This is a genomic window from Bacteroidia bacterium (assembly GCA_020852255.1).
Lineage (GTDB): Bacteria > Bacteroidota > Bacteroidia > JADZBD01 > JADZBD01 > JADZBD01.
The window spans coordinates 1-26,990 of record JADZBD010000010.1; the positions used below are offsets into that span (position 1 = coordinate 1).

Annotated in this window: 13 protein-coding genes; 6 read left to right on the forward strand and 7 right to left on the reverse strand. The window is 48.6% G+C overall.

Features of this window, described 5'->3' with window-relative positions; all coding sequences use genetic code 11:
• The 4 genes from IT233_06830 to IT233_06845 form a co-directional block, all read left to right on the forward strand.
• On the forward strand, positions 1–3,537 hold a 3,537-nt coding region (locus IT233_06830; protein ID MCC7302338.1), incomplete at its 5' end, for a gliding motility-associated C-terminal domain-containing protein.
• 20 nt (positions 3,538–3,557) lie between these two features.
• Positions 3,558–4,424 (forward strand): PorP/SprF family type IX secretion system membrane protein, encoded by an 867-nt coding sequence (locus IT233_06835; GenBank protein MCC7302339.1) that lies wholly within the window; start codon positions 3,558–3,560, stop codon positions 4,422–4,424.
• 40 nt (positions 4,425–4,464) lie between these two features.
• Entirely contained in the window at positions 4,465–6,960 is a 2,496-nt protein-coding gene (locus IT233_06840) for an OmpA family protein (GenBank protein MCC7302340.1), read from the forward strand.
• A 14-nt stretch (positions 6,961–6,974) separates the two neighbouring features.
• Positions 6,975–7,919 carry a hypothetical protein gene (locus IT233_06845; protein ID MCC7302341.1) on the forward strand — a complete coding sequence of 315 codons (945 nt, stop codon included), beginning with the start codon at positions 6,975–6,977 and terminating at the stop codon, positions 7,917–7,919.
• Here IT233_06845 and IT233_06850 read toward each other — a convergent pair whose 3' ends face one another.
• The gene (locus IT233_06850) at positions 7,920–8,687 is read right to left on the reverse strand and encodes a M15 family metallopeptidase (protein MCC7302342.1); all 768 of its coding nucleotides are present in this window, start codon (positions 8,685–8,687) and stop codon (positions 7,920–7,922) included.
• A gap of 70 nt (positions 8,688–8,757) precedes the next feature.
• Between IT233_06850 and IT233_06855 the strand changes: the two genes are divergently transcribed.
• Positions 8,758–10,587, forward strand: coding sequence for a T9SS type A sorting domain-containing protein (locus tag IT233_06855; protein ID MCC7302343.1), 1,830 nt, complete (start codon positions 8,758–8,760; stop codon positions 10,585–10,587).
• On the opposite strand, the gene hrpB is transcribed toward IT233_06855, so the two are convergent.
• The 6 genes from hrpB to recG all read right to left on the reverse strand — a co-directional run bounded on the left by hrpB (position 10,584) and on the right by recG (position 24,658).
• Positions 10,584–13,037 (reverse strand): ATP-dependent helicase HrpB, encoded by a 2,454-nt coding sequence (gene hrpB / locus IT233_06860; protein ID MCC7302344.1) that lies wholly within the window; start codon positions 13,035–13,037, stop codon positions 10,584–10,586. The genes IT233_06855 and hrpB overlap by 4 nt on opposite strands.
• Before the next feature lie 3 nt (positions 13,038–13,040).
• The gene (locus IT233_06865; GenBank protein MCC7302345.1) at positions 13,041–15,470 is read right to left on the reverse strand and encodes a phenylalanine--tRNA ligase subunit beta; all 2,430 of its coding nucleotides are present in this window, start codon (positions 15,468–15,470) and stop codon (positions 13,041–13,043) included.
• A 269-nt stretch (positions 15,471–15,739) separates the two neighbouring features.
• Entirely contained in the window at positions 15,740–16,465 is a 726-nt protein-coding gene (locus IT233_06870; protein ID MCC7302346.1) for a methyltransferase domain-containing protein, read from the reverse strand.
• 101 nt (positions 16,466–16,566) lie between these two features.
• Complete coding sequence (locus IT233_06875) at positions 16,567–19,809, reverse strand: PD40 domain-containing protein (protein MCC7302347.1); 3,243 nt, start codon at positions 19,807–19,809, stop codon at positions 16,567–16,569.
• A 43-nt stretch (positions 19,810–19,852) separates the two neighbouring features.
• Positions 19,853–22,480, reverse strand: coding sequence for a T9SS type A sorting domain-containing protein (locus IT233_06880; GenBank protein MCC7302348.1), 2,628 nt, complete (start codon positions 22,478–22,480; stop codon positions 19,853–19,855).
• Between the two features lie 72 nt (positions 22,481–22,552).
• A complete protein-coding gene (recG, locus tag IT233_06885) occupies positions 22,553–24,658 on the reverse strand; it encodes an ATP-dependent DNA helicase RecG (GenBank protein ID MCC7302349.1) in 2,106 nt (701 codons plus the stop codon).
• Between the two features lie 242 nt (positions 24,659–24,900).
• Between recG and IT233_06890 the strand changes: the two genes are divergently transcribed.
• Complete coding sequence (locus IT233_06890; GenBank protein MCC7302350.1) at positions 24,901–26,964, forward strand: T9SS type A sorting domain-containing protein; 2,064 nt, start codon at positions 24,901–24,903, stop codon at positions 26,962–26,964.
• Positions 26,965–26,990 lie beyond the last annotated feature (26 nt).

The window sequence follows — 26,990 nt, forward strand, 5'->3', positions numbered from 1 at the left end:
ATCATCAGTGCACCTCCGACAGTAGCCAGCGCGGGCCCCGACCAGAACCTGTGTAATGTAAGCAGCTCGTCATTTTCAGGAAACACTCCCAGCACCGGCACGGGAGTTTGGACACTGATTGCAGGTACAGGCACGATTGCTTCTCCCAACTCACCAACAAGTGCCGTATCGGGTTTGAGTGTGGGAACAAATACATTTCAATGGACGATCAGCAATGGCTCCTGTCCGCCAAGTACAGATCAGGTGAGCATCATCATCAGTGCACCTCCGACAGTAGCCAGTGCGGGCCCCGACCAGAACCTGTGTAATGTAAGCAGCTCGGCATTTTCAGGAAACACTCCCAGCACCGGCACGGGAGTTTGGACACTTGTTGCCGGAAGCGGGTTTATTACCACGCCATCCTCGGCAACCAGCAACGTTACAGGGCTCGGATTTGGCACTAATACATTCGTATGGACAATCAGCAACGGAAGTTGCCCTAATTCAACAGATACGGTAAGAATTTCGGTGTATGCATTACCAACACTTGCCTCGGCGGGACCGGATCAAAATCTTTGTAACCAGTTTGCCTCCGTGCTGGCTGGCAATGCGCCAACCACAGGAACAGGCCTGTGGACTGTTTTGGCAGGAGGTGCAACATTAACTACTGCATCCTCACCTACATCAGCGGTAACAGGACTAACTTTTGGTATCAACACCTTTCAATGGACCATTAGCAACGGATCTTGTCCCGCAACTTCTGATGTTGTCAATATTTTTGTTGACCCGCAGCCCACTCCGGCATTTGCCGGCTCAGATCAGGCTTTATGTAACATTACATCAACTAACCTGACAGGAAATACACCGGTTACCGGCACAGGAATATGGACACTCATTGCCGGATCTGGTTTGATCACCAATGCAACTTGGCCAACTACAGGTATTACGGGACTTGGATTTGGAACAAACACTTTCGTTTGGACAATATCCAGTGGAATCTGCCCGGCTTCTACCGATACAGTACATATTGTAGTGAGTCAGCTTCCAACAGTTGCAGATGCAGGGCCGGATCAGGCTTTATGTAATGTGATGAATTCGGCCCTGGCGGGTAATACACCTGTTACAGGCATGGGCACGTGGACATTGGTTTCAGGTACAGGCACAATCACTTTGCCGAATTCATCAACCTCATCTGTTACTGGTTTAAGTGTGGGCGTGAATATTTTTGCCTGGACGATCCAGAGTGGTTCCTGCCCCGCAAGTTCTGATACAGTTCAACTTGTGGTGAGTGCACTGCCTACCATTGCAGCAGCCGGACCGGATCAGTTTTTGTGTAATGTAACGAGCTCTTCATTCTCCGGAAATTCACCGCTGACGGGTACAGGCGTGTGGACACTGATCGCGGGTACAGGCACCATCACCACTCCTTCGTCGCCGGCGAGTACTGTAACAGGTCTGAGTGTGGGAACAAATACTTTTCAGTGGACAATTAGTAACGGATCCTGTCCACCTTCCATAGATTCAGTAACAGTAGAAGTCTATGATCTTCCCTCAAATGCCCTTGCAGGCCCCGATCAGTCAATCTGTATAGATTCCGTCTTGCTCAGTGGCAGCGTTGTTCAGGTGGGAACAGGAACCTGGACACTGATTGCGGGCAGCGGAACAATTATCAATCCTAATTCTTCGACCACGTGGGTTACCGGAATGGGACTTGGAACGAACATATTTGAGTGGATGATCAGCAACGGAACCTGTCCCCCTTCAAAGGATACGGTTCAGATTACCGTGAATCCTGCCCCGACGGCGCCTAATGCCGGTGCAGATCAGGGGCTCTGCAATATTTTTTCCACCTCCTTTGCCGGCAATACACCACTGGTAGGTACGGGTCTTTGGGCCCTGGTATCAGGATCAGGTACACCAGCATCACCGGGAAGTGAAACATCCCCTGTCTCCGGTCTTGGTATCGGTGTGAACCAATTCACATGGACGATTACGATCGGGAATTGTTCCCTGACGGACACGATGAATATTATCGTTTATGATCTGCCCACGGTGTCAAATGCAGGCCCGGACCAAAATGTGTGTTTTGATTCAGCGGTATTTTCAGGGAACACACCGTTGGTGGGTACAGGATTATGGACACTGGTGAGTGGAACCGGGGTGGTTGCTAACCCCACATCTCCTTCATCTGCTGTTTCAGGTTTAAGTATCGGGCCAAACGTATTTACCTGGACAATTTCCAATGGAAATTGCCCATCTTCAACCGATACTATTATTTTGACAGGACTCCCGCCCACCACGCTTGCCGATGCCGGACCGGATCAGTCGTTGTGTAATACCTTCAGCAGCGTATTCACAGGCAACACACCGATAGTGGGAGCCGGAACCTGGAGTTTAGTTAATGGATCCGGAGTGATTGCCAGTCCTTCATCTGAAACATCAGCAGTTTCCGGTTTGAGCATAGGCACGAATACATTTGTTTGGACAATCGTTAACGGAACCTGCCCGCCAACAACTGACACAATGCATATAGTGGTGTATGCCCTGCCGTCACCATCCAATGCCGGTCCCGATCAAAGTATTTGTACAGATTCATCCGGACTTACCGGCAATACTCCGGCGATAGGTATCGGGATGTGGTCTGTTGTTATGGGAACAGGAACAATCCAATCTCCGGCGCAGGCATTTACTGATTTTGTCAATATAGGATTAGGAGCGAATGCCTGCGTGTGGACAATCTCAAATGGCGTATGTCCGGCCAATACGGATACGGTAATTATTGTTGTAAGTGCACTACCCACCCCTGCATTTGCAGGCGCCGACCAGGTGATTTGCTCAGATACCGCATTCCTCAATGCCAATCCGGTATTAGTTGGAACGGGCAGCTGGACACTGGTAAGCGGAACGGGAATTTTTGCGGACACCGCAGCGGAGAACACCCTGGTGTCAGGAATTTCTGTTGGCATGAATGTGTTTGAATGGACAACCACCAACGGAACTTGTCCGGTTTCCACGGATCAGGTTACAATTACCGTAATGCAGACACCGACGCTTGCAGATGCAGGACCGGATCAGGTATTATATGTACCAATCGCCATTATGAACGGGAATGTTCCCATTATCGGCACCGGATCATGGTCAGTAGTTTCCGGTACAGCGACTATAACCAATCCTTTGGATCCGAATACTATGGTTACAGATCTTCCAACAGGAACGCATGTTTTGCAATGGTCGGTCTCCAACAGTCCCTGTGCTGACAGTTACGACTATGTTATCCTTGAGGTAAAGGAATATCAGATCCCGAACGGTTTCTCGCCGAATAATGACGGTCTAAATGATGAGTTTACAGTGCCCGGCGCCGAAATATTTGACAATGTGAAACTTAAGGTCTTTAACCGCTGGGGGGGACTGGTATACTGGTCAGATGATTACAAGAATACGTGGAAGGGAGAGAACATGGAAGGAGAATTACTGATTGATGACACCTATTATTACCTGATTGAAATCAGCGGTTACGAGAATTTTCAGGGTTATGTTGTAATAAAGAGAACCCAATGAGGAGCGGTTTAATAACGATAATGGCTCTGCTGATTACGTCCTTTAGCGTATCCGGACAACATACGCCATATTTTTCGCAATACCTTTTTAATCCTCAATCGGTAAACGCGGCGAATGCGGGATACAACGAAGTGCTCGATGTTTCTCTTACCCATAGGCGGCAATGGCTGAAACTTGAAGGAGCGCCGATCTCAACCGAGTTCAATATTCATACGGCGCTGAAGAATAAAAAGATGAACGTGGGCGGCAGGGTTCAGAATGACCTGTACGGTGTAACTAACAATTCGATGGTGTCTCTTATTTATTCGTACCGGGTGTTTTTCAGTAAAACCCGACATCTGTCCTTTGGTGCGGATGTCGGAATTGGCCAGTCAAAAAACGACTGGACTAAAATCCATACTTACACAGGAAGTGATCCTGTGTATGCGGCCGGAACAGAACGATATATTTACGGCAAATTAGCCTCGGGTATTATGTTCAGAGACTCCAATTATTCTGCAGGTATAAGCATACCGGATATTTTCAAGAGTGACAGAAAGAATATTCTTTCTGACCGGCAGTTTTTAATATACGGTGAATACCGGTTTCATACCGGACTCGTTCAGATCACCCCCTCTTTCTTGTTGCGCCATGCAAAGAACTCCCCGCTATCATATGACCTGAACCTGACGGGCACTTACCTTGAAAAATACACACTGGGAGCAGGATACCGTGCAAAAGATGCCTTCCTGCTTCTTTTCAGAGCGAAATTAAACTACCAGCTCGAAATTGGTTATGCTTACGATATCACCCTAAGCCCCCTTAAGACATATTCCAGTAACACACACGAAATACTCCTGAGATACGTGTTCGCCTATCCGGTAGTATCCACGCGACCCCGAAGCTGATTTTATGTCAAGGACCGGGCGATTGCTACTTTTTTTTCTGATGTTACAGTGTGTAGTCCGTGCCCAGGAGAAAACGCAATACCTGTTCGATACCTCAGTGGTCAAGCTGAAGCAGGAGCCAAAAGTCAATACATCGGCTGCTGAGTATGCCCCCTCTTTCTTTCCCAAAGGGATTATATTTTCTTCCAACCGGGATTATTCTTTTGGAGTGGAAACCTTCAATGCCGGTGACGGAACCCGGCTGGATGATCTGTACTTCTCACCTTTTTTACCGGACAGCAGCCTCGGAGATCCTGCATTTATTAAAGCCATCAACTCCCGGATGCAGGAAGGCACATCCTGTTTCGATACCATTGGGAAAGTACTTTATTTTACCTCAACCATTAAGGTAAAGGGAAAATATGTGCTTACGATCTATGAAAGCAAGTTAGACCCGCTGGGTGAGTGGACAGAACCCCGGCCCGTATTTAAGCCGGCCAAAGTCTTCTCTTATTTTCATCCCTGCATTACGGACGATGGGAATACCCTTATTTTTTCATCTGATATTTTAGAGAAAAGCTCAGGAACCGACCTGTTCATTTCCCATAATGTTAACGGGGAATGGAGCGAGCCGAAAAAAATTCAGGATGGGATCAATACACCGCAAAATGATGGTTATCCCTTCACAGATAATTCGGGAAATCTGTTTTTTGCCTCGAAGGGACACGGCGGATTCGGCGGATATGATGTCTTCTTCTGTGAACGGATAGGAGCGGCGTGGGGGCAGCCGGTCAATCTGGGAGTACCGGTTAATTCCGGATACGATGATTTCGCCTTTATTATAGACCACGTGCGAAGAATCGGGTTCCTGACCTCTAACAGAAGCGATGGTAAGAACGATGACATCTTTAGTTTTCGAATAGTGCTTCCACTATTCAATAATTGTACTGCATACGGGGATCCATCCTATTGTTATGAATTTACTGAAGAGAATTCGCTGACGGAAGAAGAAAACAAGGGCTTTGAATTTGAATGGCTGCTGGGCGACGGCACAAAAATGAGAGGTATCCACGTGGAGCATTGTTACGTGCAACCGGGATCCTATGATGTGGAGTTAAATATCGTTGACAAAAGTACAGGACAGCTATTTATGAATCAGATCAGCTATAAGCTGGAAGTAGACGAATTGTCGGGATTACACATTAAAAGTCCCGATACGGTTTTTGTGGGTGATCTTGTCAGATTTGACAGCAAGGGATCTGTGCTGAAGGGTTACAAAATCACGAACTTCTTCTGGAATTTTCCGACAGGGTATATGACAAGAGATCCCGTGGCAGAACATGTTTTTATCAATGTGGGTATTTTTGAAGTTAAACTGGGCGTAACGGCTATTGCCGACAGTGGCAAAGGCACCACAGAGGTATTTTGTATAAGCAGAAGCATTGTGATCAGGCCGGCCGGTGAGAAGCACCTTATCGTCAGTAACAAGGACGTGGGAACGCTGATTGGCAAACTAAAGGAATATGGTTCCACCGTGTTCGATCTCTCGAAGGTTAAATATCCGGAATATTCAGTCTACTTAGGATCATCAGAAAAAAAAGTAGATGTAAACGCGCTTTTGGTGGACAATCCCGGCAATATCAGAATTATTTATGAGGACTCTCTTTATCGCTACCTGTACAGCTCTTCCAAAACCACCAGAGAGATTATTCAGGAGTATATCAAAGTAAAGAAATGGGGCAACACCGATGCCTTTGTGGTGATCCTTTCCGGCGATTCACTGGTTCCCGGCCAGCTGAAGAAAAAGAATGATTTTTCTATTAAGTATAAGGACCCGACAATGATATCTTCACTCACCACCAATACAAGCGATACTGCTAATGTGAATTCAGCAGGGGATACTTACCTCATCGTTGTAAACAATGAGACCAATCCCAACCCTACCACTCCCACTACTACTACTACTCCCACTACTACTACTCCCACTACTACTACTCCCACTACTACTACTCCCACTACTACTACTCCCACTACTACTACTCCCAACCTGGTTAATGCCGATAAAAACAAGGATGGAAAGATCTCCCAGCAGGAGGTGACAGCGGTAATTGACGCCTATTTCGACGGCGAAACTAAATTCGAAATAGGGCATCTTTATAAGTTAGTGGAACTGAAGAACTCGGGGCTCGTGGCATTTCCCCAGTGGCCGGACACAGCGGTTGTGTATTTCGATTTCAATGAATACGTTGTAAGCAGCGGAAGTGCAGAACCATTGAAAAAGGTGCTGGAGCTTTATAAAGCTGGCACAATATCTGATTTCATACTGATCGGGTTTGCTGACAGTACAGGCACATTGTCGTATAATCTGGCACTTTCAGGGAAGAGATGTTCCTCCGTTGAAGATTATCTTGTCCGGAACGGTGTACCGGCGATCCGGCTCAAATCCTTCTGGTATGGTGAAACAATACCGGCAATCTATCAGACATTCATCAGAAAGTTATATCTTCAGCGATGTGTAATAGTTATCCCACGAATAATAAAACCAAAAGTTCAGTGAAATTTCTCCGGCGCATGATTGTTTGTTTCCTGGTGTGTTGCGGTATGCAGGTACAGGCGCAGAACATGCCGTCAGTTGAGGAGAACATACCATTCCTGGTTACGTTTTCGAAGCAGGCCGATAAAAAGTGGGGAGATGATGATTTTATCCAGATTTATTTTATAGCCGTACCACAGTCGCGCGTGGCTCCTTTTTATATTCGGATTTTTGATGCGGATAACGGCGGAAAGCACGATGAGAACAGGAACGGATTTAATTCCAAAACAAAGTACTCAGTATACGGCGGGGCGGGGGCTCATTCAAACGACGATGCTAAAAAGCAGGATCCTTCCGGTAATTTCAAGAGTGGTATCCTACTCGCAGGTAAAACATTTTCAGTGGATACGGCGGCCGACAACAAGTGGTATTCCTTCGGGCCGTTTAATCCATCGGAAGGGGAGTTACAGCCGAATTTTGGTGGTTATATATTTAAAGTGATAGTCGAAGGACAGGAAGGAGATGACGGTAATTTATATAAAATATCCATTTCCGAGAGCGAGAAAGCCAACAAACCGGTGGAAGGAAGTAACGGATTCACGTACGAGTATTGTTTCCGCACATCGGATGTGCCGGGAACGGTTTCGCATGTGTATCCTTTTGTAACACCGGAGGTGATCTCCGTAAACGTATCTTCTTTTGATTACGATTCCGAGGGAATTGTCAGGATTGTATCTGTATCCAAGAAGAATGATGTACTGAAGGTATCACAGGACGGCAACTGGGTGAATTCTGAGCACAAAGTAGTAACAGAGGAGCACAACACCAGTCTGGATATTCAGATGATCAAGAAGACACCGGTTAAAAATAATAATATGGTGTTGTATATCACAAATCAGTATGGGAAATTGTTGCCGTTTTTCGCAACCCCTATCGGCGGAGTTCCAAAATACAAGGGCAAGATAACGGTGAAAAAAAAGTGATTATAGTTGCGTGAGTTCAAAATGCATTCCGTCCTTCCGTTGAAAATGCCCTCCCCAGTAAAATCCAAGCTTGTTGGCAAGGCTCACCAGTTCCCGGACGGATCCCTTTTGACCTTTTAAAGCCGGAACAACCCCGAGTCCGTTCCATGGAACATTGATATCTATGGCGATACCCCAGGCATGGCAGCTTAACTGGGTATTACTACCCCGGATCAGGCGGGGATTGAATGCCCCGTCAAAGGTTTGGATTTTGTCGCGCAGTCCCGCTTTTTCCCATTCGCTGAATAATCGCTGAAATTTAGGCGCCGCTAATCGGTGCAGCCGGATCCGCGTTGGTTTGTAGGGCGGTAAGCCCGTAAGTTGAGGAATTTGAACACTCACCATATTTTCAGCTTCCCAATTCCCAAGGATTTGAATGCTGCTTTTATCCGGAAGGATCCGGAAGTCGAACTTCCCGAATTTTCCCTGGATCTGAGACTGCGTTAACGGCCGAAAGTCGGGTGGAGGAGGCCAGTTTGGCCCGTTTCGTGTTTCATCCTCCGGATCCGCTACCAGCTGAAAGCCCAGCGACATGGCTTTCTGAAACGTTTCGTTGCCTACAACGCCATCTGCGAACAAGCCATGCAGCTTTTGAAAATTCCGGCTGGCGGTATCTGTTTTTATCCCAAATTCTCCATCGGCAACAATCGTATGATAGCCCTGACCGATCAGGAAGTACTGCCATTTTTTAATGAGCGGACCTTTGTCCCCTTTCCGTATTGCGTTCATAACCTTTAAATTTTCCGGCAAGATAAAAATTTCAGTGATTTCGTATCTTTATATATCATTAACCTGTCTCATGAAAGCCCTGTTCCTTCCCCTGTCTTTTATTCTGCTGGCCGGATCCCTTGTCGCACAGACCCGTATGGAGATTCCCCTCGGCGGAACGGTTGATCCTTCCAGGGTCACTACCGATTTCCATCCCCGCCTGATGAGTCTTGAAATGCCTTATCCGGGCGGAATGAAAAGCAATGATGCGCGGGAGAATCCGCATCTCATCGTGCCGCAACCGGGCGATTCTACGCCACAGTTTGAAAACCTGAGCAGCACGGCGCTGGGCATCAATTTCTTCGGAAATACCTTCGGTAACTCCACGCCTAACGATAACGATATGGCTATTTCCAATGGAGGAAAGATCATTTCCGTGATTAATGTGAATGTGTTATTCTACGACATCCCTTCTGATACCACCGTTGGATTTGTATCCCTTTCTACCTTTTTCAATGCGCTGGGATTCCCGAATCAGGAATTTGATCCCAAGGTGATCTATGACCCGGTAGAAGACCGCTTCGTACTCGTTTGCCTGAACGGATTTTACGATTCCACGAGTTATATTTTCGTTGGCTTTTCCCAGACCAATGACCCTACCCAGGGGTGGAATCTCTACGCGCTGCCCGGGAATCCATTCAACAATGGACTATGGACCGACTATCCTATGGTTTCGCTGAGTCAGCAAGAGTTGTTTATCACGGCGAACCTGCTGTATCCCGATTCTTCATGGCAAACCGGATTTGTGGAAACGATTGTGTGGCAGATCAACAAATTTGACGGATATGCCGGCAGCACCCTTAGTACCAACCTGGTGAACGGCATTAATTGGGGGAACAGGTCTGTGCGGAATCTTTGCCCCGTGAAAGGCGGCAGTACTTTGTATGGCCCTGAAATGTTTTTTGTCTCCAACCGGAATTTTGAAACCCAGGCGGATACCTTTTTCCTTGTAAAGATAAACGATACAATCGGGGCACCAGGTTATGCGGTTACCGTGAAGCAGTTAAACAGCAATGCAGACTATTTTCTGGCCGGGAACGCACGGCAGTTGAACCCTCATACCTTCGCAACCAACGATTCCAGGATATTAGGCTCGTTCTATGAGAACAACAAGATCCAGTTTGTGCAGAATTGTAAAGATACCTCCACGGGATTCACCGGACTTTACCATGGGATTATTGATTCGCCCAATGCGGTAAACCCGGTTGTTACCGGTCAGGTGATCGGGGACACCCTTCTGGATTTGGGTTATCCGAATATTTCCTATACCGGGAATGCAACTACAGATAACCTGGCCATTATTACTTTCGACCACAGTGCTCCTACGGTGTACGCAGGTGTTTCCGCAATCAAAACAGATGGCAACGGGAATTACTCGAACATTATGACCATCAAAAACGGAACTTCGTATGTGAACCTGCTGACCGGTTCGCTGGAGCGTTGGGGCGACTATTCCGGTTCGCAACGGAGGTATAATAATCCAGGGGAGGTGTGGATGAGCGGTTATTATGGCTACTATGCTAATTTCCAGCGAAAGCATGGCGCATGGATCGCACAGATATACAAGGACCAGGTGATGGCCGGAGCAGAAGAAGAGTTCTTCATTTCCGATGTAAAAGTATTCCCCAATCCGGCCCCTGAGTTCGTTCAGTTGGAATTCAATCTGGAGTATTCTAAATGCCTGACTTTCGAATTAGTAGATATCTCCGGAAGAACTGTGAAACTTTTACTGAGGGAAAAAGCGAAGGGAGGCGATAACCGCTTTCAGTTCTCCATGGCTAATCTTTCACCGGGCGTTTATTCCCTGGTGGTAAGGGAAGGAGCCGTAGTTTTATTTTCCAAAAAGGTGATAAAGTCTTAACGTTTCTTTTTTACAACGCCCCTTATGGCTTTGGCCGTGAAAGGATCATCCGGCCAGGAATGCCTGGGATAACGGATCCTTAATTCCTTTCTGACCTCGTGGTAAGTATTGCTCCAGAAACTTTTCAGATCCTGGGTAACCTGAACAGGTTTGTAACCGGGAGAAAGAAGATGTACCATGATCTTCAGCTTTCCATTCAGGATCGCAGGAGTTTCCAGCATCCCGAATAATTCTTGCAACCGAACCGCGAGCACGGGCGAGCGTCCGTCGTCGTGATATTCCAGGCGGATCTGTGATCCGCTGGGCACTTCAACGAATTCCGGCAGTAGAACGGGGAGTTTTTGCTGTAAGTCCCAGGGCAAAGCATTCAGGAGTATATCACTGAGCGGGATCTTCTTGAGGTCACTCACCCTGTGCACCTGCTCCAGAAAAGGATCAATATATTTCGGTATATCCAGAAGCAGTGAAGCGTCGGAAAGATCAGGCCATTGCTGAGCTTCCAGGTGATGAAGGATGGAAAGGCGTGCGCGTAATTGCTGCGTTCGCTCGTCGGATCCGAAAAGCGCGCTTCCCTTCTTTTTTATCAGCCCGTGAAGTACCCGGCGAAGCTGGTCGGGTGGAGGATTTTTAATGGGCTTGCTTTCCAGCACAATAGCGCCAAGGTGAATCTCCTTGCTGCAAATGATCTCATCTTTTCGTTCATCATAGTCGATGATCTCACGCTCGGATGCAAGGTGAACGATATCTGTGGGATCTAAAGGAGCCGCAAGAAAGATCTTACCATCTGTTCTACCTGCGTCAAGGTGTGCGGCCACAATCCATTCTTCATGGGTCAGGGGGTCATAATCTTCCAGCGATGCCGTTTTTCCGTTGGCCAGCCGGTATTTTGAGCCGGAGATTTTTCGGGCAATCCGGTCCGGAAAGGCAAAGGCCAGAAGGTAACCAATCTCGGAATCGGAGATGGTTTCGCTCTGTTCTTTAACTCCCAATCGCTTTTTCCATTCCAGCGCCGCTTTTACCACACGTTCACCGGAATATTTCTCCATCCGGTTTCGTAACCATTCAATACTCAGCGCGAGGTTCACTCCTTTTTCTTTTGGGATGGGATTGCGTTCTTCCAGCAAGGCGGCAATCTCTCCTGCCAGCGCGGCATGCCCCGTTCGCTTTGATTCGAGGAACATCCTGGCCAGGCGGGGATGGGTGGGGTACCCCGACATTTCAACACCTTCTGAAGTAAGTTTTCCGTCTTTATAGGCGCCCAGGTCATGGAGCAGACTTAGCGCCTGTTGCAGATGCGCTTCAGGTGGTGGAGTTACCCATTTAAAATCCTGGAGGTTATTCTTCCCCCAGCGCAGAAGATCGAGTGCAAGAGGAGCAAGATCGGCTTCCAGGATCTCGGGCTTGCGATGAGGAAGAAGGTATTGGGTCTTACCTTCTTCCCACAGCCGGTACGCTGCGCCCGGACCAAGTCTGCCGGCACGTCCCGCGCGCTGGTCGGCTGTGTCTTTCGAAACCTTGATGGTCTCTAATCGAGTTAACCCCGAATTCGGATTGAAACGGGGCACGCGGCTGTAACCGGAGTCCACCACCACTTTAATACCTTCAATGGTTAAACTGGTCTCCGCAATGGAAGTAGCCAGCACTACTTTTCTTAATCCCGCCGGATCGGGAAGTATAGCTTCTTGTTGTTCCCTCCATCCCAGGTCGCCATACAGTGGAACTATGCTTACTCCGGCGGTCTCAGACTCCAATAGTTCTGCTGCCTTTCTGATCTCACCCGCTCCGGGAAGAAAACAAAGAATGTCGCCCTCTTCTTTATCCAAAGCAAGGCGAACGAGCCGGGTAACCTGGCTGGTAATAGGGGTTCTTTCCTCCTCTTTAAAGTAGTTCATGGTCACCGGGAACATTCTCCCTTCCGAGCGAATGATTGGCGCATCCGGAAAGCGATGATGCAGGTATCCGGTATCCAGCGTAGCGGACATAATGAGGATGCGCAGATCAGGACGGAGTACACTCTGCACCTCTGCGCACAGTGCCAACGCCACATCAGCGTGAATGCTTCGTTCATGGAATTCATCAAAGATGACCAAACCGATGCCGTCGAGTGTTTGATCTTCGGTTACAATGCGTGTTAATATTCCTTCGGTAAGTACTTCCAGTTGTGTTTGCTGGCTGATGCGATTTTCAAAGCGGATCCTGAAGCCGATCGTCTCCCCTGTATCCTCGTTAAGATTCTGTGCCAGTCGTGAGGCTACCGCTTTCGCCGCCAAACGCCGGGGTTCCAGCATTAAGATCTTCCTGCCTTCCAGCCATGGTTCCTTCAGCAGATGGATGGGAAGCAAAGTACTCTTTCCGGCACCGGGCGGAGCCTGAAGGATTACAAGATTGTGTTCTGAAAGGGACTTTCGGACGTCAGGGATCACTTCCTGTATGGGAAGATGGCTGTTCAAGGCTCAGGATCGAATATCTGCGCCCAGCTTTTCTTTATAGGCGTTCACTAAGCGCTCCATGGTTTTTTCGACCTGTTTGTCGGTGAGCGTCGCTTTTTCATCCTGCAATACAAATCGCAAAGCATAGGATTTCTTATCCTTTCCGATCTTTTCTCCTTCAAAGACATCGAAAAGGTGTACTTCCTTAAGGAGAATCTTTTCCGTATCGAAAGCAAGTTTCTCGAGTTCTGCGTATTTTACTTTTCGATCGAGCAGCAAGGCCAGATCGCGTTGTACTTCCGGATACACAGGCACCTCATGGAATACCACTTCTGAATTTCCTCTGAGCAATTGGAAGATCAGGGTCCAATTTAATTCGGCCGAAAATACGGGCTCTGAAATATCGAATTTCTTAAGATGTTTTGACGCTACAGAACCTAAATGTCCGATCGGTTGTTTCCCGCTCCGAAGTTCAAGACCGTAGGCATAAAGGTCTGAACCTTCCATCTCCTTAAGGCTTGTCGTTATGCGCAGCCGTTTTAAAAGCTGCAATATCTCATTTTTGAGAATGTAGAGATCCGACTTTCGTTGAGGGGAGTGCCACGAGGCTGCATGGTTATTCCCGGTGAGAAACACCGCCAGATGCTCCTCCTCGTGAAAGGAGGACAACGCAACTTCCGGTTTATACCGGGCATATACCTTACCCAATTCAAAAAACCGCAGGTCCGCATTCTTGCGGTTTCTGTTATAGGAAATCGCTTCGAGACCTGTGAATAATAGATTTTGGCGCAACACGTTCAACTCTGAGCTGAGCGGGTTCAATATGTTTACATTGTATTCAGGCTTTATAGAAGTCAATCCTTCCAGGTATTCATTTCGGCTCAAGGAGTTGCAAAAGATCTCCATGAATCCGCAGGAGGAGAGGTGTTCGGCGATCTTCACTTGCAGGGATTCCTTGTCCGGACGGTCGCCGGGGTTTACGGAAGTCCGAAGTGTTTGCGGATCTTCCACATTATTGTAGCCATAGATCCGGAGCACCTCTTCAACTACGTCGCATTCACGACGCACGTCGACCTTATAAGGAGGCACCTCTAATTGTAAAACGTCACCTGCTTCAGCAGCAATGGTGATGTTCAACAACTTCAGGATAGATTTGATCTTCTCCTTCCCAATGTCTTTTCCTATAAGCCGGGCACACCTCGCATAAGAGAAATGAACGCTGAATGGTTTGGCCGGTTCCGGATAAACATCCACAATGCCGGAACTCAATTTTCCTCCACCGGTTTCCAGGATGAGCCTGGCTGCACGAAGCAGAGCGTTCACGGTGATATCGGGATCTGTTCCTCTTTCAAACCGGAATGAAGCATCCGTTTTTAAACCATGGCGCTTTGAAGAACGGCGGATATGTACCGCATCGAACCATGCGCTCTCCAGGAAAATATTCTTTGTTTGCTCCGTTACTCCGGAATGTTGTCCACCGAATACGCCCGCGATACACATACCTTTCTCCGCATCGCAGATCATGAGATCTTCAGCATCCAGCTTTCGTTGAACTCCATCCAGGGTAGTGAAGGGTGTACCTTTGGGTAGTTTTTTTACTATCACTTCTTTCCCGACGATTTTATCTGCATCGAAAGCATGCAGCGGTTGCCCCAGTTCATGCAATACGTAATTGGTGGCATCAACCACATTATTGATGCTGCGGACTCCGATGGTTTCTAATTGGTGGCGCAACCAGTCGGGCGAGGGGCCTACCTTCACGTTGGAAATCGTAATGCCGGAATACCTGGGGCAGGCTTTAGGGTCTTCCACGCGTACCGAAATGTGCAGGCTTTTATCCGGGGCCGGGGTTTGAGTATCGGGAAATTTGAGTGGTGAGCCTGTTAATGCCGCCAGGTCCCTGGCCACACCCCAATGGGAGGCCGCATCGGCCCTGTTGGGGGTAAGTCCGATCTCAAAAACAATGTCAGATTCCAGTTTGAAATATTCAGCGGCCGGTGTTCCCGGCTTCGCGGAAGGATCGAGGATCATGATTCCCGCATGAGATTTACCCAAACCTAATTCATCTTCGGCACAGATCATACCTTCGGAAACTGCTCCACGGATCTTGGCTTTTTTAAGCGTGAGGGGCTCGCCGTTACCGGGATAAATAGTGGTTCCCACCAGGGCTACAATAACTTTTTGCCCAGCGGCTACGTTCGGCGCCCCACAAACAATGTTCAGGAGGGTGTCCGATCCTACATTAACAGTGGTCAGGCTAAGTTTATCGGCGTCCGGGTGCTTTTCTTTGGTCATCACTTCTCCCACCACACAACCGGCCAGGCCACCTTTAACCGTCTCGTACGTGTCCATACTTTCAACTTCCAGTCCGCAGCCGGTAAGCCATTCAGCCGTCTTTTCCGGGGAAGGTACTTCTGAAAGTAACGTTTTGAGCCACTGATATGAAATCCTCATCGGCCTTAAAAATACGATTTTATGCCCTTGGGCTGATGGGTATTTGTGCCTTGTTTTCCAAGGACAGAACCTGATTCCGGATCCGGGTTTTGAGAGAATGGAGCATTGCCCGGGGAAAGAAACTGGCTTCTGCCCTGTGCTTTATGTTTCGGGGGAGGAACGATATTTTTAATCAATTACTTTACTTCCAAAGGTTTCTCACGAAACGAATTGTTGAGGAGAAGTAGAAAAATGAAGCTGGAAATGTATATGTTTTTCGCGGGGAGTGATCAGCGGAATACGTAGATGCACATGGGAATAATATCTTCCGTTCTTACATCAATCCAGGGCGGTACGTTGCCGGGGTTTCCCAGCAGTTTATGTTCAGCGACCAGCTTAAAGCCGTTTCGTTCGAAGATCCTGAGCAAATCCTCCCGTGTGTAGTGGAAGCATTTTCCGCCGCGGAAATATTCACTTCGTTCGGATACCGGCTCATAAACGTACAACTTGCCATCGGCTTCCATGATGCGGCGGATGTCTTTCAGCATCGCATCTTTTTTCTCGAAATGATGAAAGGTCTGGCGCAGGATCACCTTGTCGTAAGCCGCCAGCGGTAACCCGGTTCCCTTTTTCTTCCCTTTCACAAACTGGATGTTATTCGTATTCGGCGATTTTCTCAGCTTCACAAATTCTTCGATGGTCGGTTTTGATTCTTTTACATGGGATGCGTATACATCCACCGCATCGATCCGGAGGCTGTCGAATTCAAGCGCGCACACGCCTTCAAACCAGCCGGATCCCGCACCGATGTCTGCTACCCATTCTCCCGGATGGAAATCATAGATGCTGAATTCCTGTTCCATGGCGCGGATCATGAGCGTTGCATCCGGTACAAATCCGTTGTTCTGTGCGATCCGGGTGCATTCTTCCTGACTGGGAGGAATAACATACTTTGTGCAGCCTGCTCCAGAAAAGAACAGTACCGTCAGTAACACTAAACTGCGGCTTATATACATGCTGGAGTAAAGTTCCATACGATAAAAGCCTTCTGTGGGAAGGCTTTTATTAATTATCCACGCAGGGATGTTAATTAGGTTGACGATCAGATGCTTACGTCCTAATCGTCATCCCCGTGCCCATGTCCGTTTTCATGCCATGGGAAGCCATTGATCCATTTCGGGTTCTCCCAGTAAAATTTTCCCCGTGTGCGCTCGCGCAAGCCCAGTTCATCCATGGTGTCGCAATCAAAAAGCCGTCCGTTCACCATCGTATATTTCACACTTTCAGAATTCCGGATGTTATCCAGTGGGTTTTTTTCAAGAATAATCAGATCAGCCAGTTTACCGGTTTCAATAGTTCCGATATATTGATCCATCCCGATATACTCAGCCCCGTTCAGGGTGGCGCAGCGGAGCGCCTGCATATTCGACATTCCACCCTGCTGCAGCATCCATAGTTCCCAGTGCACGCCTAATCCCTGCAGCTGACCGTGAGCGCCGAGATTTACTTTTACACCGGCATCCGCTAGTTTTTTACACGATCTGGAAATGAGAAAATAGCCGTTTTCATATTCTTCCTCCGGGATCATGGTGCGGTGTCTGGACCGGGAATCAATAATGGCACGGGGAGTAAATTTCAGCAGCCGCTCTTTTTCCCACACATTTGTATGCTGGTACCAATAGTTCTCCCCATTGATCGCACCGTAGGATACAATGAGCGTGGGAGTGTAATGGGTTTTGGATGCAGCCCACAACTTTACTACATCGTTATAAAGCGGCGCGAAGGGGAGATTGTGTTCCACGCCGGTATGTCCGTCCATCACCTGCGTAATGTTATACCATGAGGTTGATCCTCCTTCCGGCACTACCATGATCCCCAGTTCACGCGCGCCGGTGATTACTTGCTGACGCTGTTCCCGGCGGGGCTGGTTATAGCTCTTTACTGAAAAAGCACCGAAAGCGGCCGTCCGCCGCAGATGAGATCTGGCGTCGTCCAGGGAATTGATTACCGCCTTGTAATCTCCTTCTGCTCCGTAAAGGATCCATCCGGTGGAGAAGATCCTGGGCCCGGTCATATTTCCTGCTCTGACCATTTCGGATTGCGAAAAAATCATTTCGGTGTTGGAGGAGGGATCGTGGACGGTAGTTACGCCGTAAGCGAGATTGGCAAAATAGCTCCACTGTTTCTGCGGGCTTAATCCGTGCCGGAAGTTGCCGATATGTGCGTGTACATCTACAAAACCGGGCATGATGGTCTTTCCTGTAACATCGATCACCTTTGCGCCGGCAGGAATCTGCACGGTGCCGGAGGTACCCACGGCGGTGATCTTGTTGTCGGTGATTACCACCGTCCCGTTCTCGATCACCTCATCTCCTTTCATCGTGATGATCCGGGCGCCCTTCAGGGCGATCACTCCCGAAGGTTTATCTGATTTAAGCTGAAGCCCCACTTTTATTCCGCTCGTGTCCATGGGTGGCAGCGAGTCCGGGGCTCCGGGAAGGAAAGAAAAATTTTTATCGAGTGGTGCCGTAAAATACTCCTCTCCAAGGGTCCAGTACAGCTTTTTTGAATCTGAACTCCAGTGCAGGTTGATACCTGCGTCTCGTGCCACCTGCCGGACGGGCGCAGCGTGCATTCCGCCGGAGAGAGGTAGTGTTTTTCCGGAAGGGGGAATGGCGGCGATGTACACTTTATACAATTCCACAAATGCTACCCATTTTCCGTCGGGACTTGGTGAATAAATACCGGAGTACGCAGAAGTGAAGTGGGTTCGTTTCTCATTGCCCGACAGATCACTGCTGCTGAAAGCATATCCTCCCCCTTCTTCCGTATGAAAGTAGATTCTTTTGCCGTCGGCAGTGAAAGAAGGAGTGTGTCCCTCCTTGGATATCCGTATTCCTGTTCCCCCGCCGGATGACATTGTATAAATGCCCGGGTTCAGGCTATAAGCGGTACCCTGATGGTCATTTCCGTCTTCTTTCCAGTAAACAATGCTCCTGCCATCTGGTGAGAAGGAAGGTGTTCTGAATATTCCCTTGTCTTTGCTGAGCTTTGTAACCTTTTTTTCCTTTAAAGATAGCTTACAGATCGCGCCGGTTTCCTCATCATTCCATGTAACAAAAATGATTTCTCCGCCGCCAGGTGAGAAGGCCGGTTCAAATTCAAAGTCTGTTCCTGCCGTGAGCCGCTCCGGTTTTCCGTTAGGAAGTTCTTTCTTGTACAGATATCCCGCTGCCGAGAAAACCAGCGTTTTTCCGTCGGGAGAAGTCACTGCATGGCGGATGGCTTTCACCGTAAACTGATCCGGTGCCGGATCCTGTTTAAATCTTAATGCGTCGTATACGCGGTGACTGCATTTGGCTTTGAACGGGATATTCACTGATTTCCCGTTTGTCACATCCAGGCGGTTGAACTTTCCTCCTGACCAGATGATCACTTCTTTGCCGCTCAGCCAGCTAAAACGGGGATAGGTACCAAAGATGGCCCAGGCTTCTATCTGATCTTTCGTGAGATCGTCATAAACAGGCCACTCTTCGCCGGTTTCAAGATTGCGGAGGAAAAGCACCGTTTTTGTTCGCACCCTTTTCAGGAATGCAAGTGTTTTACCGTCTTTGGAAATCTGAGGGCGGAAGGCGCTTCCGGCACCACCGGTCACGGTTTCTGTTTCTCCGTTCTTCAGGTTATAGCGTTTGACTACATAGATCTGGTGGTTGGGATCTTTGTTGTACTGGAAGTAACCTCCCGGATACATATCTTCACTGAAATATACGTATTGCCCGTCGCTGCTCACGCAGGGTTCTCCCACATCCTGCTGATCGTTTTTTCTTTTGGTTAGCTGCACCCCTTCTCCTCCGGAGAGGTGGTACATCCATAACTCTCCCGCACCGAGGGAACGGCGGGAAGTAAAATGTTTTCTGGCGATGATGTATTGCCCGTCGGCGCTGAAAACCGGGCTGTTCAGCAGGCGGAAATTTTCTTTAGTGACTTGTCTTGCTCCGCTGCCGTCTTTCTTCATGACCCAGATATTATCGCCACCGCCCGCATCACTGGTGAAACAGATCCACTGCCCGTCCGGTGAAAAAACCGGTTGCAGCTCAAATGCATGCCCTCCCCGGAGCAGTTTGGCTTCGCCGCCCCCTGCAGGCATTGTGTATATATCTCCCAGCAGGTCAAATACCAGATCATTTCCATCCGGACTCACATCTACACTCATGAACGTGCCTTCTTCTGTAGTAAATTCAGCCGTAGTGTAAGTGCCGGGCGGATTAGAGACATCCCACTTTTTTTTCTCTTTTTCGTTGCCCGGAAAGATGAATGCACAAAGTGCGGCGGAAAGAATAAGAATCAGGACCTTCTTCATAATCAGATTTTGAAGGCCAAAGGTAATAATTCGGAGCGAGGGATCAGAAGCGGATCTTACGGGTTAATGTTCCTTCACTGCTCTGCAACCGTATAAAGTAGATGCCCGCGGAAATACCGGATACCTTCCAGATGAACGGTACGGCACCGGGCATAAAGTCCACCATCTTTTTTCCGGTAAGATCATAAATCGCCAGGTTTGCATTGTGCAGGGGGGAGTCGGAAGAATAATGAAGTATACCTTCTTCGTCTATCCACAGATGAACAGCGTTGGGGTTCCATTCTCCTATGCCGGCAGTTACAACGGCTACCACATTGGAAAGGGTATTGGTTACAGCCATCCACGGACCGGACGATATTTTCAACGAAGGATTGCATGGCGCAGGATTTTGTGCCGTAATAAGGTACTGAATGGTGCCCGTTGGCGGAGTGAGGTCAGAATAATTCAGTGTATTTCCCGGAACAGTTGCCAGCAAGGACATATTGCTGTTGTTGGTTCCACGGTAAATCTCATAATTGCTGACGACAAAGCCGCTGTAAGCATTCCAGTTCAGATCCCAGCTGTTATTAGGACCATTGGTCACCGTCAGGTGAATGGTGCGATGAGCAACGGACAGGGCAGAAATTGCGCCGCAGGAATCAACGGTTGCGATCCTGTAACGTTCTGCCTGAATGAATGGATTGGAATTCAGATCAACGAAGGAGGTAAAGATGCTTACCGGCTGGGAACCGATTACCGTGTAATTATTGGGGGATGTTTCTTTGTAAATACGGTACTGGGAGAAATTGGACGGTACGTTTCTTTCCCAGACCACTACATTTTTGTTCAGCGAGGTATCAACAGTAACTTCACAGGTGTTTTCGGTGACCGGATTGTTTAATCCTACCGTTACATAAACCGAGGCTGTTGCGGAGCCGCAGGCCGAGGTAACGGTTACCATATAAAAGGTGCTTGAAGTAGGAGTGGCCACGGGATTCTGACACGTGTTACAAGAAACGGAAAGAGCGGGGGTCCAGCTGTAGGTGCAGTTGGGATGATTCGAAGTAACATTCAGCTGGGTGTTTCCTCCGCAGGAAATGGAAGTGGGTGAGGCGGTAGCGGTAGCTGTTAGAGTGCTGGCAATAATCTGCACAGATCCCGTGGTGGTACAGCCCATCGCGTCGGTGACTGTTACAGTATAATTTCCCGGGTTAAGTCCTGTCGCCGCTGCATTGGTTTGCACAGGTACGGTATTCCATGAATACGAATAGGGAGGATTTCCCCCTGTGACATTTGCAGTGGCTACACCATTGGGTCCGCAATTGGAGGATGTTCCGGTTACAGAAGCGGAGGGCGTGGGAGCATTCAGGGTTACCGAGGCGGTGGAAGTACATCCACCCGCGTCTGTTACGGTTACAGTATAGGTTCCCATTGAGAGATTCGTAGCGGTTTGCCCGGTCTGCACCGGAATTGTGCTCCATGCATAGGTATAAGGCGCACTGCCTCCGGTTGCGCTAACCGTTGCGGAACCCGTTCCGGTACACGAAGGGTTCACTCCGGAAATGGAAGTGCTGACTCCATTGTTAAGTATAGTATCGGAGAGCGTGATACATCCGTTGGCATCCGTTATATAGCAACTCCATATTCCTGCGGAAAGCCCGGTCGCCGTTTGAGTGGTTTGCGCGGGAACGGTGTTCCACAGGTAAGTATAAGGGGGCGTTCCTCCGGTTATATTCGCCGTAGAGGTGCCGTTATTGTTACAAGTAGTATGTACACTGGTTGCCGTTGCAGTAAAAGTGGGAAGACAGCAATTAATACAGGTGTGGCGGAAATACGTACCCATGGCAACAGTGGAAAAGCAATCGCTGGCTGCCAGTATATTAAAATTTGTTGTGGTTTGATTCTGGATATAATTCGTACTCACTTCAATAAAGTTCCACCAATTCCATGTATAGGTTGCCGCGGAATTATTCATCATGACATTGGTACCGGTCATCTGAAGATCCGACAAAATGGTAAAGGCCTTTCCTCCCAGAGAATTCATGCAAAGAGAATAATTGGAAATGGTATCACTCACAGGAACTCCTATGGACGTAATGCATCCGTCCTTTATGATCAGTGTGCCCTGCCAGGTTTGACCCGGGTCGTTGTAGATGATCAGCAAAGTGGCTCCGTTCATGTCATTGCCTGCCGAAGGCGGATTGGTGGGAAGTCCGCTCACGTAGTAGGTTCCGTTGCCGTTAATGAGAGAGGTTACATCGGCACGGTAATGATAAGTGCCGGGGTATCCCCAGCAAATGTCGGGGCCCTGACCGATCATGGTCATATTGAAATTTCCGCTTTGTGAAAGCGGATTCGTTAGTGTGGCCGTCACATTCATGCCGCTGGATGGTCCTCCCGTCCATAAGTATGCTTTGAGTATTACCGCGGTAGAAGGGATTCCGGAAATGGCAATGGCTGCAGGCTGCACGGTACCGTTCACCGGATTTCTTTGTCCGGTTTTTACCGAACCGGACACATAATCCAGGCCGCAGACGGTGTTGTTATAGATCCATCCCAGCGTACCGGTGCCGTCTGCAGGAAGGAGAGGGTTGAATTTTGAGTTAGACTGAAGGGAGGGGAGACCATCCTGCTGCGCGAAGAGAAGAATTCCGCAGAAGAGGAAGCTGGCAAGAACGAGGAACTGCTTCATGGAACCAAAACTAATCTATTCACCGCGTATTCACAAATTTCAGGATTCATGGCCCTAAACGGTTTTTTTATCTCAGGAAACCCGCCCCCAGTCGGGTTGCCCTTTGAAAATGCGGGCGTACTGTTCCCTGATGGATGCATGGGCGGCTCCGTTTAATGCAGGATCATCCGCTGCCACTTTGAGCGCAGCTTCTTGCGCCACTCTTAGAATTTTTCCGTCACGTGCCAGGTCGCCCAACCGGAGTTCCGCCTCTCCGCTCTGCCGGGTTCCCAAAATTTCACCTGGGCCGCGCAGGCGAAGATCTGTTTCGGCGATCTCGAAACCATCGCTCGTTCTGCACATGGTTTGTATCCTCACTTTGGCATCTTCCGAAAGTTTCGGTCCGCTGATCAGAATGCAGTAACTCTGATCCGCACCTCTTCCTACCCGCCCTCTCAGCTGATGCAGTTGGGAAAGCCCGAACCGCTCGGCATTTTCAATCACCATCACCGATGCGTTAGGGACATTTACTCCTACCTCAATGACTGTGGTGGCTACCATGATCTGTGTTTCTCTTTTGACAAAGCGCCGCATTTCCATTTCTTTGTCGGCCGGAGTCATTCTTCCGTGAACTACACTCACGCGGAATTCAGGAGCAGGAAAATCACGGCAGATCGCTTCGTACCCTTCATATAGATTTGCCAGGTCTACTTTGGCAGATTCCTCAATGAGCGGGTAAACCACATACACCTGTCTGCCCGACCGGATCTGTTCTTTCAGAAATCCCTGTACGCGTAAACGCTGCGATTCAAAACGATGCACGGTGGTTACAGGTTTGCGACCGGGAGGAAGTTCATCAATGATGCTAACATCCAGGTCACCGTAAAGTGTCATGGCCAGTGTACGTGGAATAGGAGTGGCTGTCATGACAAGCACATGTGGAACGGTTTCGGGGTTTTTTTGCCAGAGTTTTGCGCGTTGGGCCACCCCGAATTTATGCTGCTCATCTATCACTACCAGACCCAGCGAACGGAAGGAGACTTTATCTTCAAGTACGGCATGTGTTCCCAGCAGCAAATGAAGTGTTCCTTCCGACAGGTCTTTTAAAATATGCTTTCGTTGCGCTGCTTTCGTGGAGCCGGTGAGGAGGGCGAGTCGGACAGGGAGATCTCCGAGAAGACCGGCAAGGGTATCCATATGCTGAGATGCCAGAATTTCTGTGGGTGCCATAAAGGCACACTGGTAACCGTTATCAATGGCCAGCAGCATGGTCATGAGCGCCACAACCGTTTTTCCGCTGCCCACATCACCCTGTAAGAGCCGGTTCATCTGCTTTCCCGAGGCCAGATCTTTCCGGATTTCTTTCATTACCCGTTTTTGGGCGCCTGTAAGCGGGAAGGGCAAACGGGAAGAGAAGAAGGTATTAAAGTGGTCACCGACCTTTTCAAACACCGCTCCCCTGGCTGTTCGTTCACGGATTACCTTGAGACGGGCCAACCGAAGTTGAATAAAGAAGAACTCCTCGAATTTGATACGGAAGGAGGCCTTCTTCATATCGTCTTCGCTTGCTGGAAAATGAATAAGCTGAAGGGCACTTTCCCTCGGCAGGAGAGAATAATTACGAACAATTTCGGCGGAAAGTGTTTCAGGAATTTTTCCCATTATTTCCGATAAAGCTGTTCGGATCAGCCGCAGGATACCCCTGCTGTCGAGTCCTTTGGCGGAAAGCTTTTCTCCGCTGTTATACACCGGTTGAAACCGGGCGTCACCTGCTGAACGATCATCTGCTTCCTGCAGTTCCGGATGAGCGATACTGTACTTATGTCCGAAAATATTCGGTTTGCCGAACACAATGAATTCAGTAGCAGGACGGAGAAGTTCTGATATCCACCGGATACCCTGAAACCACACTAATTCCATTGTTCCCGTACCATCGGTAAAATAGGCGACAAGCCGCTTTTTCCTTTTTTCTCCCACGATCTCATAACGCAGGAAAGTTCCTTTCAGCTGTACATAGCCGATCTCCGGATGAATTTCACGGATGGTATGAAATCGGGTTTTATCAATATAGCGGAAGGGATAATAGTGGAGCAGGTCGCCGATTGTATGCACGTTCGCTTCTTTGCGAAGTACTTCACCGCGCTGCGGACCCACTCCTTTCAGGTACTCAATTGGCCGGTCTAAAAGACTTTCAGACACCCTGCGAAGTTAAAATAATGGGTGGCGGGGGAGCTTTCTTGTTCTGACTTGTTCGGATATACTAATATAATGGCCAAAATATCAGATAGTTAACACCATTTGGAGTTCTGTTTTTTTCCTCGGATTTGTACGATTCTTTGGTTTTTTACCGTTTCGACGAATTTTGATTTCAGAACGATTAGATTATATTTGTCACTATCGCACTAAGCGATTCCAACGTGTTTAACCAAACCAAATCACTCATGAAGAAGATCACTATCACACTTGCTGCGGCTGTGTTGGTGGGAATGTCTGCTTCTGCCCAGTGTGCAAAGTATGTACTCATGGAGCAGTTCACGCAGGCATCCTGCGGCCCCTGTGCCAGCCAGAATCCGGGATTCAAGACCACGGTTCTTGACCCAAATCCTCAAAAGGTTCGTCACATTGCGTACCATACCAGTTGGCCGGGAGTAGATCCAATGTACAATGCCAATACTACAGATAATGGAGGAAGAACTACCTATTATAGTGTAACAGGAGTTCCGCACATTAAATTGTTGGGCAGCAAAAAGGCGGGTGCACCTTCCGGATTTACCCAGTCGGATGTAGATTATTTCTGGAGTGAGGGAAGTCCGCTGAAGATCACGGTATCGGAAGTAGACAACGGCTCAACCCGTACCGTTACTGCCACCATCAAAACCATTGGTACACAACCCGCTGGTTCCTATAATATCCTTGGCGCTATTATCGAGCGTAACCGCACTTACGGAACTCCTCCGGGATCTAACGGAGAGACGTACTTCCCGAATGTGTTCCTCGATATGCTTCAGCCCACTACAAACGGACAGGCTTTCACTATTCCCACACAGGGTAATTCTACTACCTGGGGACCCTTCACCTATAATGAGTCCCTGGCGCAGAACGCCTCTGAACTCGGCGTGGTAGTTTTTATTCAAAATAACTCCACTAAAGAAGTGATCCAGAGCGGAGCCACTTTTGACCAGGTGATCGACGCAGTGATGTTTTCTCCCTCGCAGTTGGTTCAGCAGGGCATGAGTTCCAGCCTTTCTACCTTCAGTTTCCAAACGGGTAACAGCGGAAATGCTTCCGGTCAGTTCAACTACACGCTGACTTCTACTGCACCCGGCGGATGGACTTCAGGATTCACTGTGAACAGCACGAATTATACCACCACTGCCACAGTTAACATTCCTGCCAATACCAATTATGCTACCTCAATCAATGTAACACCGAATGCCACACCGGGTGTTGGTAAGTATACACTGAGCATGACTTCCGTGGCCAATCCACAGGCACCGGCAATGACGATGACCGTTTACGTGATTTCCGGGGTAACCGACCTGGTAGTGAACAATACCAGCGGACTTGGAACCGGATCAGGCACGCCTTCACAGTTTGAAGGACAGTACACTGCAGGTCTCGTTTATGCAGGAAATACTGCTTACGCGATCACAGACATCAATGTGCTCGTTCGTGCAATTCAGGACGGAGCTATGGGAGGAGTAAAGAACGTGTATATGAACATGGCATGGTCTTTCCCTTCGCTGACAGATGCCTTCTGTAATGCAATGACTACTTTCCTCAGCACAAGCGGAAAGTGTATGTTCATCTGCGGTCAGGACATTGCATGGGAGACCATGGATGCCGCATCCACTTATGACACACCAACCACACAGTCTTTCTTTACCAACTACATGAATGCATCCTATGTAGCTGACGGAAGCACTGCCAACACGCAGCTGACTGCCAATACAGGCGATGCCATTTTCGGCGGGATGGGTAATCATGCGCTGACCACAGCGACTTACACTTCTACCAATTATTTTCCGGATGAAATCAACGCTGTCGGTAACGGTCTCGTTATTTCCTACTACAACGGAAACACCGCCAAGAAGTCCGGCGTTCGTGCAACAAATGGAACTTACAAGGTGGTTTACCTTGGCGTGGGTATCGAGCAATTCGGTACAACCAACTCCAAGAATACCATCCTGAAGCTTTCGCACGACTGGTTCTGGGGTCTCACCACCACCGAGGAGTTCGACAATGCGATGATCGCGATCTCTCTTGGACAGAACTACCCGAACCCGGCGAACACTACCACCGTGATTCCATTCGAAAATCTCGACAGGAACGGAACACTTGAGGTGCTTGACCTTGCCGGACGCGTCGTTTACAGCCAGTCAGTTTCCGCCAATGCTACCTACGTTAATCTTAACGTGGAGAAGTTGGAGAGCGGAACATACATTTACCGCCTCGTGGCCGATGGTAAGATTATTGCCAGCAAGCCGATGAACGTGGTACACTAAAGAGTTAAACATTTGGAGAAAAGCCC